The organism is Gordonia metallireducens (assembly GCF_021245825.1).
Lineage (GTDB): Bacteria > Actinomycetota > Actinomycetes > Mycobacteriales > Mycobacteriaceae > Gordonia > Gordonia namibiensis.
The window spans coordinates 26894-43488 of the sequence record NZ_JAJQJP010000028.1 but is presented as its reverse complement, the minus strand read 5'-3'; the positions used below and the strand labels follow the sequence as shown (position 1 = coordinate 43488).

Sequence of the window (16595 nt, the reverse complement as noted above, 5' to 3'; positions counted from 1 at the left end):
AACCGTCTAATGAAAATGATTGTCAACAACGCATGGTTGCCTACGATGGGATCGGAGTCAGCCGTCCCCGATCAGCGGCGCCAACCCGTCGAGTAGTCGCGCGAGGCCGAAATCGAACACTTCGTCGGGAGCTCCCGGCGCCTGATGATGTTCACCTGCAACGGTTCCCACGCGATCGGCGAGCGGGAACTCCCCGTCGGGGATCACCGCGTCGAGTTCGGGTGCGACAACCTCCCACCACTCCACGTCGGTCATGCCGCTGTCGGCCACCGCCGCATCGGCTGCCAGCGCCTCCCGGGCGTTGCCGGTCACGAAGGCGGACAGGAGACCGAGGATGTGGTCGCGGTCGAGGTCCGAGATGTCCAGCGGTTCGAGCAGTTCGAGTTGGCGTTCGTAGCGGGCGAGGCGATGGGGACCGAGGACCTGTCGCCACGGGTTGGCGTCGATCAACCAGGGATGCGCCAGGTATTCGGCGCGCAGATGGCGTGCGACCTCGGCGAGGGATTCCCGGACGGTCGACGCCGGGCCGGGCATCGGGTCGCCGGCGACATGGTCCACCATGAGCGCGACCAGCACGTCTCGCGTGGGCACGTAGGTGTAGAGGGTCATCGGGCCGACGCCGAGCTCGGCGGCGAGTGTCCGCATCGACACCGCCGGCAGTCCGCGCTCGTCGGCGAGCGCGATCGCCTTGCCGACGAGCTCGTCGACGGTGACCCGTTGGCGCGGACCACGCCTGGGCGCCTGCGGTTCCCCGCGTCCACGCCACAGCAACCGAACCAGTGTCCGGGCATCGTCGGCTGCCGACATGGGGCACCTCTTTCCGTACAGCGTACGAGATCCTCACCGTACCCAGTGGGCGGCGGATTGTCCGGCGGGGAAACGAAAAGCCCTCCCGGGAATCCCGGGAGGGCTTTCGTGTGCTCAGTGCAGATCTCCTGCGGGAGCGGAGCTATCAGGCGTTGCCCGACAGCTTCTCGCGCAGAGCGGCGAGCTGCTCGTCGCTGGCCAGCGAACCGCCGGTGGAAGCGCCACCGGTGTTCGACGAGCCACCGCGGCTCTCCGAAGCCGACGAGTAGTCGGTCGGGGCGTTGGCAGCCTCGGCTGCGGCAGCGGCGAACTTCTCCATCTGGGCGGTGTGCATCTTGTGGCGACGCTCGGCCTCGGCGTACCGGGCCTCCCATGCCTCACGCTGCTTCTCGAAGCCTTCGAGCCATTCGTTGGTCTCGGCGTCGAAGCCCTCGGGGAAGATGTAGTTGCCCTGCTCGTCGTAGCTGTCGGCCATGCCGTACTTCGAGGGGTCGAACTCCTCGGTGTAGTCCTCGTTGGCCTGCTTGAGGCTCAGCGAGATACGACGACGCTCGAGGTCGATGTCGATGACCTTGACCATCGCATCGTCGTTGACGGCGACAACCTGGTCCGGGACCTCGACGTGGCGCTCGGCCAGCTCGGAGATGTGGACCAGACCCTCGATGCCCTCGTCGACGCGGACGAACGCACCGAACGGCACCAGCTTGGTGACCTTGCCCGGGACGATCTGACCGATCGCGTGGGTGCGGGCGAACTGACGCCACGGGTCTTCCTGAGTGGCCTTGAGCGACAGCGAAACACGCTCGCGGTCCAGATCCACGTCGAGGACCTCGACGGTGACCTCGTCGCCCACGGCGACAACCTCGGACGGGTGATCGATGTGCTTCCAGGACAGCTCGGAGACGTGGACCAGACCGTCGACGCCGCCGAGATCGACGAACGCACCGAAGTTGACGATCGAGGACACGACGCCCTTGCGGACCTGGCCCTTCTGCAGCTGGTGCAGGAACTCGCTGCGGACCTCGGACTGGGTCTGCTCGAGCCATGCACGACGCGACAGGACCACGTTGTTGCGGTTCTTGTCGAGCTCGATGATCTTGGCCTCGATCTCCTTGCCGATGTACGGCTGCAGATCGCGGACGCGACGCATCTCCACGAGCGATGCCGGGAGGAAGCCGCGCAGGCCGATGTCCAGGATCAGGCCGCCCTTGACGACCTCGATGACGGTGCCCTTGACGGCCTCGTCCTTCTCCTTGAGCTCCTCGATGGTGCCCCAAGCCCGCTCGTACTGCGCACGCTTCTTGGAGAGGATCAGACGGCCTTCTTTGTCCTCCTTGGTGAGGACCAGGGCCTCGACCTCGTCACCGACGTTGACGACCTCGTTGGGGTCAACATCGTGCTTGATCGACAGTTCGCGGGAAGGAATGACGCCTTCGGTCTTGTAACCGATGTCGAGCAGAACCTCGTCCCGATCGACCTTGACGATGGTGCCCTCGACGATGTCGCCATCGTTGAAGTACTTGATCGTGGAGTCGATGGCGGCGAGAAAGTCCTCGGCAGTGCCAATGTCATTGATGGCTACTTGCGGCGAGGTGATCGTGGGGGACGACATATGTTGAGTTGCTCCGGACAGGTGTGTAGTAGGTACAGTGCTTGACGTATTGATCGGCACAAAACCCCTGATCAGAAGCATTTCGATCGGGGCGCGTGCCTGTCGCGCGTCATCGAGCGCACGCGCGTTCTCCAAGCCTACTCCAGCGGGATTGTGCTGGGCAAATGCCCTTGAGACGGCCCCTCTCGCGCAGCCTGTGACGAACTCGGTGAGTGACGGCCGACACGCCGGGTAGTCGTGTTCCGTTCCCCTCGAGCGCGCGGACAAGGGTCGACAAGGGTCTGTGGTCACATTCTGCACCGATCGGTGGCTAATCGCGCTGTGACGCGAGTGCCGCGGTGCGTTTGGTGATCCACGACCGCAGCGATTCGACGGCTTCCTCTCGGTCGCCCGCGGACAGTTTGTCGGTGACCGGCACGGCTGCCGCGACACCGTCGAGTACGGAGTCGGCGAGCCCGTCGGCGTAGATCCGGTCGTACAGCTCCCAGTAGGTGGAGCGGTACAGATCGACGAATGCTCCCCCGGGTTCGGTCGCCGCGGCGAGGAAACGGGTTTTCAAGGGGTTCTTGACGTCACGCAGACCTGGCGGTCGCGCTCCGCCGGGTCCTGCTCCCTCGGGCGGCGGCACGGCGTCTGCCGTGGGCTGCTCGCCGCCCGCCGCAGGCTGCGGGCCGGCCGCACCGGGCGGCTGCTGTCCGCGGCGGCCGCCCATGGGTCCGATGGAGACCTCGTCATCAGGCCCGGCACCGGGGTCCCCGTTCATGGCGAGGTTGAGATCCCAGGAGACGACGGTGAACTTCTTCGACCCGAGGTCGTACCAGAGGTAGTAGTTCTGACCCGGTCCGCTCATGTCGTCGCCGTTGCCCAGCAGATTCTGCGTGGCCACGTACCTTGCGAAGGACTTCACGTCGACCCACTGGTCGAGTTCCTCGGCGAACTCCCGGTCGTCGGCTGAGTCGAGCCAGCGGGCGAGGTTGATGATCGGCTGGAGGTTGCCGCTGCCGACCGAGTTGATCTGTACGAACTGCTCGGCGTAGTCGGATTGGTCGTCCCCGACATACTTCAGTCTCGAGTTCGCGTCCGCCTTGTAGAGGTAGCCCTTCGAGTCGAAGAGGCTCACCGCATAACTCGCTTCAGGATGCTCGAGGACCAGCTTGGTGGCGGTGGCGCTGCCGTTGATCGAGTAGGTCACGTAGCCGTAGCGCTGCGAGCTCTGGCCGGTCTGCGCCGTCAACGACAGTGCGGTCGCCTCGTTCAGCACCGGGCTACCCGGCCGCACCGACAGTTCGGTCATGCCCTGGTATGCGCGACCGTCGAAATACTCGTCGAAGCTCAACAGCAACGGCAACGACGTCGGGTCGTCCTTCGACACCTGCGTCATCGTCTTGCGCATCCGGTCCAGGGCACCTGGATCGAATGCGGCGGGATCGAACCCGGGCGGCATCTGTCCCGGTGCCCCTTCTGCGCCGCCGGCCGGCTGCGGCGGACCACCGCCCTTCCGATCCCCACCCGGACCGAACCCTTTGCCGCGCAGGCCCATCAGGGTCGAATTGCCCTTGAGCCGGACGGCCACGTCGTCGAGACGGGTGCCGTCGATCACGACGTCGGCGGTGACCCAGTCCTTGCTGCCGTCCTTCTCGAACGACGACAGCATCGACCGGTACTCCGCATCGGTCATGTCGATGGTCAGCTCGTGGGAGACCGACGGATCGAACAGGTCGACGGTCCCGGCGACGTTCGTCGTGATCTCCGAGGCGATGACATCCGCGTCCCCGGTGATGAACGGCCGGATCTTCCACCCGCCGAACACCGTTGCCATCACGAGGACGAAGACGACGAACGCCACCGGCCACTTCCAGTGCTGGCGGAGCGACCGTGGGATGCGGTGCCGTAAGCGCGCACGCGGGGGTGTCAGACGAGCGGTTTCCGCGGGAGCCGCGGGAGTACGGCCGTCGGGACTGTCGGACATCGGTTCTAGATGTCCGTCTGGTCGTAGCCGGTCAGCACGGTGACGCGCTGTCCGGTGTTGACCGCGCTCAGCGCGGAGATCAGCTCACCCGGCTTGGTGCCCTTCTTCAGCTGGGCCGTGTAGTACAGCTCCGACAAGGCCCCGGAGCGAACGGATTCGGTGGACACGAGCTCGAATTCCTTGCACTTGTCGATCAACACGTCCTCGACGCGGGCGGTGTACTCGGGCTCCGGCGGAACCTGGACCTTGACGACCTGACGCTGGACGTCGAGCTTGAACCAGTTGAACTTGCTCATCAGCACCATCACCAGGCAGATCGCGACGGTGGCCGCGATCGCCAGGACATAGAAGCGGGTACCGGTGGTCATACCGATCGCCATGACCAGGAAGATGAAGCCGACGTCGCGTGTCTCCTTGATGGCGTTGCGGAATCGCACCACCGACAACGCGCCGACGAGCGCGAACGCCCGGGCGATGTTCGATCCGACCACGAGCATGATCAGCGACACCACCATGCCGACGATCACCAAGGTCTGGACATAGGACTGGCTGTAGGAGACGTTCTTGTGGGTCAGCCGGTAGACCCAGCCGATGATCGCCGACAGCACGAAGGACAGCGACAGGGACACGATGATGTCGAAGGTGGTGAATGTGCCACTGAGGTCTTGGATCTCGAAGTTCATTGTCTGCTTTCAGATTTATCTAGAGCGTGCTGAAGAGGTCGTCGGGCACCCGGTCGTGCTCGCCCGGCGGGATGATCAGTTCCGGTGCACCGACGATCGACCTCGGCGCCAATCCGAAAGCCTGGATCGACTGGCAGTACTTGGAGACCCGGATCACCGACATGTCCATCCGGGCGGTCAGGTCGGTGGCCCAGTACGGCACCCGTTCGTTGGCCTTGAGTTCGACGATCGCCAGGCGCGGCGGGATCGTGAAGCGGTTCCGGGCTTTCGAACCGAAGTAGAAGTCGCGGTCACGGCCGTGCACCTTGTGATCGATGGTCACCCGGAGTCCGAGATCGGCGTCGCGACCCACGAATGCCTCGCGTAGATAGCCGGTGGTGACGGTCGGCCGGAGGTCGAGGTTTCCGATCAGTGTGGTGACCTCTTCGACGAACGGCCTCTGCGAGTCGTCGCAGTCGATCGTCTGCCGGTCGTCGAGCCAGCTCCGCGCGATGCCGTAGGGCATGGCGGTCCGTCGTTTCTGTGTGACGCGATTGACCCGCTGCTTGATCTCGATCTGCACCGGGGTCTCCTCGGTGCACGCCGCGGGATCGCCGTACAGCCGCATCCGCAACTTCCGCCGGAACTTGAGCCCTTCGATCTTCTCCCAGTAGAAGCGCAGATCCGGAGTGTCGTAGTACAGCGACGTGACCGGATATCCGCCCACCGGAGAGTGCGGATCGGAGTCCATGCGCGCAGCCAACTCTCGACGCAGTTCGGGCACGCGCATCTCGTCGACGAAGTACTTGATCTCGTAGCGATTGAAGGCGTGGAGTCTGCTGGCGGTCTCCTGGAAGCCGGACGCGCGTACAGGTGTGGGCGGGTCCTCGTCGGTCGATGATTCGTCACCGCCGGTCCGCTTGAACCAGCTCGTGATTCCCACACTTCTCCTTCCTCGGCGGCCACATGCTCAGCGGCCGCAGATCACCCCGTTCGGAGGACTCGTCCACTTCATCAGATGAACCTTCGGAAACGGTGCGGTGAAACTGGGAAGTTGCTGTCAGCTCTGACCTGGGTAAACGCAGCGAGTGCCGAGAGCCCTGGGACATGCGGAAAGCAGACACGTCGCTCACCTGCCGGTGATCGTGAACCGAACCGCGGGGCGCTGTACGGGTGCTCTGGTTGACTACATCCGTGGCACATTCGATCGAGTTGTTACCCGACGACGACACCGACGCCTGGGTGCGGCGCCGCTGGTCAGCGCTCGCCGACGGAGGCCTTCCCAGTGCGCAGCGCGTGCGATCGGACACCAACCGTCCGCACGTCACCCTCCTGGCGGCACGCCACATCACCTCCGCCGCCGACGCCGCTCTCGGTCCCGCCGCCCAGCGCCTACCGTTGCGGTGCATCATCGGGGCACCCGTCGTGTTCGGTCACGGCTCCCGCCACACCCTGGCGCTGCTCGTCGTCCCCAGCACCGAACTGCTGTCGCTCCACGCCCAGGTGGCACGCACGGTTCGCGGTCACACGATTCACCCCGACGACGCCGCGGCCGGCATCGAGAACCCGAGCACCTTCGCGCATGTCGAGCCGGGCGGATGGACCCCGCACATCACCCTGGGCCGCCGCCTCACCTACCACCAGGTCGGCGAGGCACTCGCCACGCTCGAACCACTGGGTGAACCCGACCGGGTCTGCACCTTCACCGCGCTGCGCCGCTGGGATCCCGACGCCGCAACCGAGCACGTCGTCGCCGGCCGAGCCTGCTGACCTGCGGGGATGGGCCCCGAGTCGAAACCGCTCCGTGACCGGCCCGTGAGCCGACGCTGACATCGTTCCACCATGACGATCACCCCTGACAGCACCACACCTTCCGGGCAGGGCGCGGACAGTACGAGCGCAGACCACATCGGAGTCGTCTCCGCGGCACCGACCGCCGACGAATTCGCCGAGCGATTCCTCCACTCCACCCTGGCAACGGCGGAGACGATGAGCGTCTACCTCGGGGAGCGCCTCGGCTGGTACCAGTGTCTCGCCGATCACGGCCCGCTGACCGCTGATGACCTCGCCACCCGGACCGCCACCGATGCACGATTCGCCCGCGAATGGCTCGAGATGCAGGCCGCCTACGGCATCCTCGACGCCGACCTGTCCGGGACCGCAACGACATTCGACATCTCCCCCGGCGTCGCCGAAGTCCTCACCGATACCTCCAGCCTGAACTATCTCGGTGCACTACCGCGAATGTTCGCCGCGTCGTTCGGTCGATTGCCGGAACTGCTCGACGCCTACCGCACCGGCGGAGGTGTCAGTTGGGAACAGTTCGGAACCGACGCACGCGAATCGCAGGCCGCCCTCAACAGGCCGTGGTTCGAGTCCCGACTCGCACCCGCTCTCACCGGTGTGCCCCACCTTCACGAACTGCTGTCCCGCCCGGGTGCCCAGATCCTCGACATCGGGTTCGGCGCCGGATACTCGACGATCGCACTCGCCCATGCCTACCCCGACGCCAGGCTCCTCGGACTCGACATCGACGCCGATTCCGTGCAGATGGCACGGCGGAACGCCGAGGCCGCCGGGCTCGCCGAGCGGGTGCACTTCGAGATCGCCGGCGGAGAGGAAGCCGCTCGGCACGGCCCGTTCCACGCCGCCTTCGCCTTCGAATGCCTTCACGACATGCCCCGGCCCGTCGAGGTTCTCACCGCGGCGCGGCAGGCTCTCGCATCCGGGGCACCGATGATCGCCATGGACGAAGCAGTGTCCGACGAATTCTCCGGTCCCGCAGACGAACTCGACAAACTCATGTACGGGTTCTCGCTGTTCGTCTGCCTACCCGACTCGATGAGTTCACCACCGTCGGTCGCCACCGGCACCGTGATGCGACCCGCTACCCTGCGGTCCTACGCCGAACAGGCCGGTTTCCGGAGCGTCGAGGTACTGCCGATCGAGGATTTCGCCTTCTTCCGGTTCTACGAACTCCGCACCGGGTAGTCCTCGGCCCGCTCGCTCCGCTCCCGGCGCCGGTTGAGATTCGGCCCGCTCGCTCCGCTCCCGGCACCGGGTAGTCCTCGGCCCGCTCGCTCCGCTCCCGGCACCGGGTAGACCTCGGCCCGCTCACTCCGCTCCCGGCACCGGTTGGCTCGTCGACCGACCCCGAGCAATATCATCGCTGCATGTCCACCGACGACGACCGCGAGAGCACCACCGAGCAGGAGACCTCCGTGCGGCCCCCGCGCGTCCTGGGCGACGTCGACTCCGCGACGAGTGACCGAGCAAGCCGTTGGTGGTGGGACCACGACGCGGAGAACTACCACGACGAGCACGGCGCCTTCCTCGGCACGTACACCGGTGGCGGCGACTTCGTCTGGTGCCCGGAGGGCGTCCGCGAGTCCGAGGCCGGACTCCTCGGCGAGATCGAGGGCCGCACGATCCTCGAGATCGGTTGCGGCTCAGCGCCGTGCGCCCGGTGGCTCGCCGCTCACGGCGCCCATGCCGTGGGCGTGGACCTGTCTCGGCGCATGCTCGGGATCGGTCTCGATGCCATGGACGCCGACGAGGTGCGCGTGCCGCTGATCCAGGCGACCGCCGAGACCCTGCCCTTCGCCGACGAGTCCTTCGACACCGTCTGCTCCGCCTTCGGCGCCATCCCGTTCGTCGCCGACTCCGCCGGCGTCATGGCCGAGGTCGCACGAGTCCTGAAGCCCGGCGGCCGTTGGGTTTTCGCCGTCAACCATCCGATGCGCTGGATGTTCCTCGACGACCCGGGCCCCGAAGGGCTGACCGTTCGAATCCCCTACTTCAACCGCACGCCGTACACCGAGACCGACCCGAACGGGCAGATCACCTACGTCGAACACCATCGGACCATCGGCGACCGCGTCCGCGAACTACGTGCCGCCGGGTTCATCCTCGACGACATCATCGAACCCGAGTGGCCCGACGATCACGACCGCGAATGGGGCCAGTGGAGCCCGTTCCGCGGACGCTACTTCCCCGGCACCGCGATCTTCTGCAGCCACAAGCCCGAACAGCCGCGGGTACGCCCCGCGTCTTGAGGGCAATTCGAGTCTCAGAGCAACTTCGACAGGAACTCCCGCGTCCGCTCCTCCTGCGGGTTGGCGAGGAGTTCGCGCGGGTCGCCCTTCTCCACGACGACGCCGCCGTCCATGAAGACCAGCTGGTCGGCGACCTCTCGCGCAAAGCCCATCTCGTGGGTCACCACCATCATGGTCATGCCCGACGCGGCGAGTTCACGCATCACCTTGAGGACGTCGCCGACGAGTTCGGGGTCGAGTGCCGAGGTCGGCTCGTCGAAGAGCATGAGCTTGGGTTCCATCGCGAGAGCGCGGGCGATCGCGACGCGCTGCTGCTGACCGCCCGACAGCTGCGCCGGGTAGGCGTCGGCACGGTCGGACAGACCGACCCGCTCCAGCAGGTACTCGGCGCGTTCGATCGCCGCGGACCGCGGCTCCCTCTTCACCTGGATCGGTGCCTCGATCACGTTCTCGAGAGCCGTCCGATGCGGAAACAGATTGAAGTGCTGGAACACCATCCCGATGTCGCGACGCTGCGCGGCAGCGTCTTTGGCGCTCAGCTCGTAGAGCTTGCCGTTGCGTTCGCGGTAGCCGATGAGGTCGCCGTCGACATAGAGGCGGCCGGCGTTGACGACGTCGAGATGGTTGACGCACCGGAGGAACGTCGACTTACCCGAGCCGGAGGGCCCGATCAGACACGTCACCTCGCCTCGGGCGACCTCCAGCGAGATCCCCTTGAGGACCTGGACCGAGCCGAAGCGCTTGCACACCCGGTCGGCGAGGACCATCGGTGTCTCGGCGGAACTCATGCGTTCTCTCCCCCGGTCGTGCGGCCGGCTCCCGGCCCGTCCGCGATGTCGCCGGTGGCAGCGGTCTGCCCATCGGCCATCGCCTTGAGCTGGCGTGCGGTGAGCGCGCGGGTGGCGCCCCGCGAGTAATAGCGCTCCACGTAGTACTGACCGACCATCAGGATGCTGGTGACGACGAGGTACCACGTGGAGGCGACGAGCAGCAGCGGGATCGGCTCGAAGTTGACGCCGGAGATGTCACGCACGCGCCCGTAGAGGTCGAGGGTCAGCGGAACCGCCGCCACGAGGCTGGTCGTCTTGAGCATCGAGATCAGCTCGTTGCCGGTGGGCGGGATGATCACCCGCATCGCCTGCGGCAACACGGTGCGACGCATGGTCTGCGCCCACGACATGCCCAGAGCGATCGACGCCTCGGACTGTCCCTCACCGACCGATGAGACGCCTGCGCGCACGATCTCGGCCATGTAGGCGGCCTCGTTCAGGGCGAGGCCGATGACCGCGAACAGGAAAGCGGCGTTGAGCGTCTGGATGTCGAAGGACGCGAACTGGTGGACGAAGGGGATGCCGACGTCGATCTGCTTGTAGATCGCGGGGAACAGTCCCCAGAAGACGAGCTGCACGTAGACGGGGGTCCCGCGGAAGATCCACAGGTACACCCAGGCGGTGCCGCGCAGCACCGGGTTCGGCGAGAGTCGCATGATCGCGAGCGCGACGCCGAGGACGATCGCGATGGTCATCGCCAGCACTGTGAGGGCCAGGGTGTATCCGACGCCGGACAGCACGCGCTGGTCGAACATGTACTGGGCGTAGGTGCCCCACGCGTAGGCCTTGTTGGTGGCGGCTCCGTAGACGAAGAGCCCTGCCAACACGAGGATGATGACGGCGGCGATCCACTGCCCCGGTCTGCGGAGCGGTACCGCCTTGATCGGTTCGGGCTCGCCGGCCGTGGTGGTGTCGGTCTGCGGTGAGGTCATCTCAACTCACCGCCCCGTTGATGACGGAAGCATCGATCATGCCCTCCTGCAGGCCCCAGTTGGCCGCGATCTCTTCGTACTGTCCGTTGTCCATCAGGTATTGGACTGCCTTCTGCATCGCGGGTCCCAGCGGTGAGCCCTTGCGCACCGCCCATCCGTACGGCGCCGAATCGAACAGTTCACCGGCCGCCTTCAGTTTTCCGTTGGTGCGTTTGATGGCGTAGGCGGTGACCGGCGAGTCGGCCGACATCGCCTCGACCCGGCCGAGGATCAGGGCGTTGACCGCCTCGTCCTGGCTGTCGAACTTCACCTTGTCGATCGGCCGGAGACCCTTCGCTACGCATTCCGCGCTCTTGGCCGGGATCTCGTCGGTGTCCTCGTAGGTCGTGGTCTGCACGGCGACCCGCCGGCCGCACGCATTCGCCGGGTCGATGGTCTCGTCGGAGTCCGCGGACTGCGCCCACTGCACACCTGCGCTGTAGTAGGTCACGAAGTCGACCTGCTTCTCCCGCTCGAGAGTGTCGGTGAACGACGACATCCCCACCTGGTAGGTCCCGGCCTGGACCGACGGGATGATGGTGTCGAACTGCGATTCCTTGTACACCGGTTGCAGGTTGAGCACCTTGCCGACGGCGTTCATGAGGTCGACGTCATAGCCGATGATCTTGCCGTCCGGCCCCTTGAACTCATTGGGCTGGTAGGGCACGTTGACGCCGACCACCAGACGTCCGGTGCGCGCGATCTCGGGTGGGACGAGCGCCGCGATCGCCGGCACCTTCTCCACGTCGACGTTGATCGGTGTGACCTGGTTGGCGCGTTCCCGCTCCTCGTTGTTCACGCATCCGGTGAGAACGACCGCGAACGTGAGGAACACGGCGAGCAGTTGGGCCACGCGCGACCGGACACAGCGCTGGTCGACCCGCGTCGAGGCCCGTTCCACAACACATCCCTTCGATGACGTACAGATCACCTGATCAGACCAACTCACTGTAGTTTGCACCGGCCTCGGCGGCTGGCTACCGGGGGTTCACGCATGTCTTCGCGCGCGTCAGGCGACACGGGTCCGCCGCGCCACCTCGTCGGCGAACTCGCTGGTCGATGCCGTCCCGCCCAGGTCAGCGGTCGCAATCGAGGCCGCGAGGGTGTCGGCGACAGCGGAATCGATCCGATCGGCCGCCGCGACGAGGGCCGGGTCGTCGGTCATCAGCCCGAACCGCCGGAACCCCATCGACACCGACGCGATCATGGCGACCGGGTTCGCGACACCGCGTCCCGCGATGTCGGGAGCGGCACCGTGCGTCGCCTGTGCCATCACCTGGGTCGTCGAGCAGTTGACCGAACCGGCGATGCCGAGCGAGCCGGCGAGCTCGCCCGCCAGGTCCGACAGGATGTCGCCGAAGAGGTTCTCGGTGACGACGACGTCGAAGTCGGCGGGCCGGCGCACGAGCAGCGCAGCCATGGCGTCGACGTGTTGTTCGGTGATCTCGACGTCGGGGAACTCCTCGCCGATCTCCCGGCATGCGTCGCGGAACAGCCCGGTCGTCAGGCGCAGCACGTTCGCCTTGTGCACGATGGTCACCCGAGCCGGGCTCCCCGACGCCGCGCGGTCGCGTGCGGCTTCGAAGGCGACCCGCGCGATGCGCTCACTCGCCGCGCGGGTCACGAGCCCCACGGCCAACGCGACGTCGGGGGTCGGCATGAACTCACCGCTCCCTACGGCCATGTTGCGGTCGGCGTACAGGCCCTCGGAATTCTCCCGGACGATCAGCACATCGATGTCGGGCGCGGTGGCCGGCACCCCCGAAAACGCCTTGGCAGGACGGAGATTCGCGAAGAGCCCGTACCGGTTACGGAGGACCGCACCCGGCGTGCGACTGCTGTGCTCGGGCGGATACGACGCCGAATCGTGCGGTCCGACGATCCAGAGTCCCAGATCGTCGAGTGCCGACAGCGTCGCCTCGGGAACCGGGTCACCGTGAGAGGCGATGGCGGTGGCGCCGAACGGGAGTTCGTCCCAGTCGATCCGGAAATCCTCCGCCGCGGCAGCCGCGTCGGCGACCGAGATGGCGGCGGGCACGATCTCCGGCCCGATGCCGTCGCCGGTGAGAACGCCGACCCGCCTGGGCGAGGAGACCATCAGTGGGCCGCGTCGTCCCAGGACCGACCGAACCCGACCGACACCTCGAGCGGAACCGACAGCGTGATGGCGTTGCCCATCTCCTCGCGCACCGCGGCCTCGACCGCGTCGCGCTCTCCGGCCGCCACCTCGACCACGAGTTCGTCGTGGACCTGCAGCAGCACCCTCGACGTCAGCTTCTCGGCGAGGAAACGCTTGTGCACGTTGATCATCGCGACCTTGATGATGTCGGCAGCGGTGCCCTGGATGGGTGCGTTGAGCGCCATCCGCTCCGCGGACTGGCGTCGTTGCCAGTTGTCGCTGTTCAGATCGGGCAGGTAACGCCGGCGGCCGAACAGGGTCGCGGTGTACTCGTTGCGCCGGGCTTCGGCGACCACGTCGTGCAGGTAGTCACGCACACCACCGAAGCGCGCGAAGTACGCCTCCATCTGGTCCTTGGCCTCGTCGCGGCTGATCTTCAGCTGGGCTGCGAGCCCGAAAGCACTGAGGCCGTAGGCGAGTCCGTACGACATCGCCTTCACGCGGTGACGCATCTCGGTGGTCACCTCGTCGATCGGCACACCGAAGGCACGCGATCCGACGAAGTTGTGCAGGTCCTCGCCGGTGTTGAAGGCCTCGATCAGACCTTCGTCCTCCGACAGGTGCGCCATGATCCGCATCTCGATCTGGCTGTAGTCGGCGGTCATCAGGCAGTCGTAGTTCACGCCCGACGCCTGGTCCGTCCCCACGACGAAGCCGCGGCGGATCTCTCGTCCGGCCTCGGTGCGGACCGGGATGTTCTGCAGGTTCGGCTCCGTCGACGACAGGCGCCCGGTGGCGGCGATGGTCTGGTTGAAGGTCGTGTGGATGCGACCGTCGTCGGCCACCGACTTCAGCAGACCGTCGACGGTGACCTTCAACCGCGTGGCGTCGCGATGCTCGAGAAGGTGTGCGAGGAAAGGATGTTGGGTCTTCTCGTACAACGACTGCAGCGCGTCGGCGTCGGTGGTGTAACCGGTCTTGGTCTTCTTGGTCTTCGGCATGTCGAGCTTGTCGAAGAGCACGGTCTGCAGCTGCTTCGGCGAACCGAGGTTGATCTGTTCGCCGATGACCTCGTAGGCGGACTCGGCGGCCGCACGGATGCGGTCGTTGAACATCTGTGCCAGCGCGTTGAAGTGGTCGACGTCGACGGCGATGCCGGCGGCCTCGAGGTCGGCGAGCACGAACGACAGCGGCAACTCCATCTCGGTGAGCAACGGCTTGGAGTCGATGCGGTCGAGTTCGGTGTCGAGGGTGTCGGCGAGCTCCTGCACCGCGCGCGCCTCGAGCATGTGCTGTTCGGCGACCTTGCCCTCGGTGTCGTCGTCGAGCAGCGACATCTGGCCGTCGCCCGCACCGGTGTCGGCGCGCAGCTCACGGCGCAGGTATCGCAGGGCGAGGTCATCGAGGTTGAAGGTCCGCTGCCCGGGGCGGACGAGGTATGCCGCCAACGAGGTGTCGCTGGTGACGCCGTCGAGCTTCCACCCGCGCGAACGCAGCGCGTGCACCGCCCACTTGGCCTCGTGAACAGCCTTGAGCGCCTGCGGGTCGGCGAGCCAGTTGGCCAGCGCCGCATCGTCTTCCGGCGTCAGGGTGGTCACGTCGACATACGCTGACGAGGCGTCGGCCGCCGCGATCGCCAGCCCGGTCGGGTCGGACCCCACGACGACGTGCGGCGCGGTCACCGCGAGACCGGTCCGGCCGGTCCGGGCGTGTTCGTCGAGCCATCCCGCGACCTCGCCGGCGCCGAGGACCGAACCGTCGAGATCGAACCCCGCCTCGGCCTCCGGCTCGACCGAGCTCAGGGTCGAGAACAGGCGGTCGCGCAGGACACGGAACTCGAGGTCGTCGAAGAGCTGGTGGATACGGTCGCGATCCCAGCCGACCATCGCGAGGTCTTCGGGTCCTGCGGGAAGCTGCATGTCGCGGATGAGTTCGGTGAGCTGACGGTTGGTCTGCACCGAGGCCAGATTCGCGCGCAGCGCATCTCCGACCTTGCCCTTCACCTCGTCGACGTGATCGACGAGCGAGGCCAGCGATCCGTACTCGCGAATCCACTTCGACGCGGTCTTCTCCCCCACACCCGGGATGCCGGGCAGGTTGTCGCTGGGGTCGCCGCGCAGGGCCGCGTAGTCGGGGTACTGGGTGGGGGTGAGGCCGTACTTCTTCTCCACCTCTTCAGGGGTGAAGCGGGTGAGGTCCGAGACACCCTTGCGCGGGTAGAGCACGGTGGTCGACGGATCGACCAACTGCAGCGAGTCGCGGTCGCCGGTGACGATCAGGACCTTGAAGCCCTGTTCGCGAGCCTGGGTCGCGAGGGTCGCGATGATGTCGTCGGCCTCGAAGCCCTCGATCGCCATGACCGTGACGCCCAGCGCGTCGAGGACCTCCTTGGTGAGGTCGACCTGTCCGTTGAACTCGTCGGGCGACTTGGAGCGCTGCGCCTTGTACTCCGGGAACATCTCCGAGCGGAACGTCTTCCGCGAGACGTCGAAGGCGGCCGCGATGTGCGTGGGTTCCTCGTCGCGCAGCAGGTTGATGAGCATCGAGGTGAAGCCGTAGACCGCGTTGGTGGTCTGCCCGGTGGCCGTCTTGAAGTTCTCGGCGGGAAGCGCGAAGAACGCCCGGTAGGCCAGGGAATGCCCGTCGAGGAGCATGAGGACCGGTTGCTTGGTCTTGCCCTTGCTGCCGGTACGGGTAGCTGCCGGGGAACTCTGCGCTGGACTCACAGTCGCTGAGTCTAGTGATCCGTCCCGACACTCGGACCCGCCCCGCCTGGGACGACCGGAAGGGCCGGTCGGATGAGGGGCGGCCAGGTGTCACATCGGCCGGTACATCGCCCAGACCCTGGGTCCGTCGAGCGGAAGTTCGAACTCCTCGGTGACCTGGAAGCCGAACCGCTCGTACAGCGGGACGTTGAGCGCGTTGGAGCTCTCGAGGTAGGCCGGGCCGTCGATCTGCTCGAGCCGGTGCTGCAGCAGCGCCGTGCCGATGCCGGCCCCCTGGATCGGCGCGCCGATCTGGCCCAGGTACCAGTGCGGTTCCTTCGGCCGGTGCTTGGCGAACTCGGTCTCGAGCTTGATCCCGCGGCCGATCCGCGGACCGAGGGTCCGCAGGAACTCCCAGGACGACACGAGCTGGGCCCGCGTCGAGATCTTGTGCCCGGGCGGATCCCAGGCGGCCACACCGACCGGTTGCCCGTCGCGCATCGCGAGGTCGATCGTCGACCCCTTCCCGTGGGTGTGGACGAGCAGCGTCCGGAACACCGCGCGGTGCCGAGAGGTGTCCGGGTCCATCCAGACCGTCACCGGGTCGTCGGCGAACGCCTGCGCGAGCAACGCACTGGCGAGTTCGACATCTTTCGTCTGCGTGACGGTCACCGGCACCATCCGACCAGCGTACGGCCCGACGGGCACGCCGCCACCGAAACCCGTCCACGGAACTCTCTCTGCGCCGCAGCAGATGTAACTTCCGGGAAACGTCGTTGTCGTCACGTTGCGACGACGCTGCGGCTAATGTCCCGCAGGGTGACCGGCCGCGCACTGGTCGGCTCCGGTCATGTGCCGATGGATG

At 66.5% G+C, this 16595-nt stretch carries 14 protein-coding genes; 3 read left to right on the top strand and 11 right to left on the bottom strand.

Features of this window, described 5'->3' with window-relative positions; translation table 11 throughout:
* Nucleotides 1-57 precede the first annotated feature (57 nt).
* The 5 genes from LQD00_RS11035 to LQD00_RS11015 all read right to left on the bottom strand — a co-directional run bounded on the left by LQD00_RS11035 (nt 58) and on the right by LQD00_RS11015 (nt 5993).
* Entirely contained in the window at nt 58-807 is a 750-nt protein-coding gene (locus LQD00_RS11035) for a TetR/AcrR family transcriptional regulator (protein ID WP_232717198.1), read from the bottom strand.
* A 145-nt stretch (nt 808-952) separates the two neighbouring features.
* Nucleotides 953-2419, bottom strand: a complete 1467-nt coding sequence (gene rpsA, locus LQD00_RS11030) for a 30S ribosomal protein S1 (RefSeq protein WP_005201078.1) — start codon at nt 2417-2419, stop codon at nt 953-955.
* A gap of 310 nt (nt 2420-2729) precedes the next feature.
* Complete coding sequence (locus tag LQD00_RS11025; protein WP_232717197.1) at nt 2730-4388, bottom strand: CotH kinase family protein; 1659 nt, start codon at nt 4386-4388, stop codon at nt 2730-2732.
* A 5-nt stretch (nt 4389-4393) separates the two neighbouring features.
* A complete protein-coding gene (locus LQD00_RS11020; protein WP_006867711.1) occupies nt 4394-5071 on the bottom strand; it encodes a DUF4956 domain-containing protein in 678 nt (225 codons plus the stop codon).
* A gap of 19 nt (nt 5072-5090) precedes the next feature.
* A complete protein-coding gene (locus LQD00_RS11015; protein ID WP_406567002.1) occupies nt 5091-5993 on the bottom strand; it encodes a polyphosphate polymerase domain-containing protein in 903 nt (300 codons plus the stop codon).
* Between the two features lie 251 nt (nt 5994-6244).
* On the opposite strand from LQD00_RS11015, the gene LQD00_RS11010 reads away from it, so the two are divergent.
* From LQD00_RS11010 to LQD00_RS11000, 3 genes are all read left to right on the top strand, one after another.
* A complete protein-coding gene (locus LQD00_RS11010; RefSeq protein WP_232717196.1) occupies nt 6245-6820 on the top strand; it encodes a 2'-5' RNA ligase family protein in 576 nt (191 codons plus the stop codon).
* 72 nt (nt 6821-6892) lie between these two features.
* The gene (locus LQD00_RS11005) at nt 6893-8041 is read left to right on the top strand and encodes a class I SAM-dependent methyltransferase (RefSeq protein WP_232717194.1); all 1149 of its coding nucleotides are present in this window, start codon (nt 6893-6895) and stop codon (nt 8039-8041) included.
* 182 nt (nt 8042-8223) lie between these two features.
* Nucleotides 8224-9105, top strand: a complete 882-nt coding sequence (locus LQD00_RS11000; RefSeq protein WP_232717192.1) for a class I SAM-dependent methyltransferase — start codon at nt 8224-8226, stop codon at nt 9103-9105.
* Nucleotides 9106-9119: 14 nt separating this feature from the next.
* Here the strand turns inward: LQD00_RS11000 and LQD00_RS10995 are convergent, their stop codons facing one another.
* The 6 genes from LQD00_RS10995 to LQD00_RS10970 form a co-directional block, all read right to left on the bottom strand.
* Nucleotides 9120-9893 carry an amino acid ABC transporter ATP-binding protein gene (locus LQD00_RS10995; protein ID WP_269784897.1) on the bottom strand — a complete coding sequence of 258 codons (774 nt, stop codon included), beginning with the start codon at nt 9891-9893 and terminating at the stop codon, nt 9120-9122.
* A complete protein-coding gene (locus LQD00_RS10990; RefSeq protein WP_232717191.1) occupies nt 9890-10867 on the bottom strand; it encodes an amino acid ABC transporter permease in 978 nt (325 codons plus the stop codon). The genes LQD00_RS10995 and LQD00_RS10990 overlap by 4 nt, the downstream gene beginning before the upstream one ends.
* A gap of 1 nt (nt 10868) precedes the next feature.
* Nucleotides 10869-11807 (bottom strand): ABC transporter substrate-binding protein, encoded by a 939-nt coding sequence (locus tag LQD00_RS10985; RefSeq protein WP_232717189.1) that lies wholly within the window; start codon nt 11805-11807, stop codon nt 10869-10871.
* 108 nt (nt 11808-11915) lie between these two features.
* Entirely contained in the window at nt 11916-13004 is a 1089-nt protein-coding gene (locus LQD00_RS10980) for an isocitrate/isopropylmalate dehydrogenase family protein (RefSeq protein WP_232717188.1), read from the bottom strand.
* Complete coding sequence (gene polA / locus LQD00_RS10975) at nt 13004-15751, bottom strand: DNA polymerase I (RefSeq protein WP_232717187.1); 2748 nt, start codon at nt 15749-15751, stop codon at nt 13004-13006. The genes LQD00_RS10980 and polA overlap by 1 nt, the downstream gene beginning before the upstream one ends.
* A 90-nt stretch (nt 15752-15841) precedes the next feature.
* Nucleotides 15842-16411, bottom strand: a complete 570-nt coding sequence (locus LQD00_RS10970) for a GNAT family N-acetyltransferase (protein ID WP_232717186.1) — start codon at nt 16409-16411, stop codon at nt 15842-15844.
* Between the last annotated feature and the right edge of the window lie 184 nt (nt 16412-16595).

Excerpts from the sequence above, each read along its gene's own strand:
- LQD00_RS11035 (WP_232717198.1), bottom strand. The coding sequence starts at position 807 with ATGTCGGCAGCCGACGATGCCCGGACACTGGTTCGGTTGCTGTGGCGT.
- rpsA (WP_005201078.1), bottom strand. The coding sequence starts at position 2,419 with ATGTCGTCCCCCACGATCACCTCGCCGCAAGTAGCCATCAATGACATT.
- LQD00_RS11025 (WP_232717197.1), bottom strand. The coding sequence starts at position 4,388 with ATGTCCGACAGTCCCGACGGCCGTACTCCCGCGGCTCCCGCGGAAACC.
- LQD00_RS11020 (WP_006867711.1), bottom strand. The coding sequence starts at position 5,071 with ATGAACTTCGAGATCCAAGACCTCAGTGGCACATTCACCACCTTCGAC.
- LQD00_RS11005 (WP_232717194.1), top strand. The coding sequence starts at position 6,893 with ATGACGATCACCCCTGACAGCACCACACCTTCCGGGCAGGGCGCGGAC.
- LQD00_RS11000 (WP_232717192.1), top strand. The coding sequence starts at position 8,224 with ATGTCCACCGACGACGACCGCGAGAGCACCACCGAGCAGGAGACCTCC.
- LQD00_RS10995 (WP_269784897.1), bottom strand. The coding sequence starts at position 9,893 with ATGAGTTCCGCCGAGACACCGATGGTCCTCGCCGACCGGGTGTGCAAG.
- LQD00_RS10990 (WP_232717191.1), bottom strand. The coding sequence starts at position 10,867 with ATGACCTCACCGCAGACCGACACCACCACGGCCGGCGAGCCCGAACCG.
- LQD00_RS10980 (WP_232717188.1), bottom strand. The coding sequence starts at position 13,004 with ATGGTCTCCTCGCCCAGGCGGGTCGGCGTTCTCACCGGCGACGGCATC.
- LQD00_RS10970 (WP_232717186.1), bottom strand. The coding sequence starts at position 16,411 with ATGGTGCCGGTGACCGTCACGCAGACGAAAGATGTCGAACTCGCCAGT.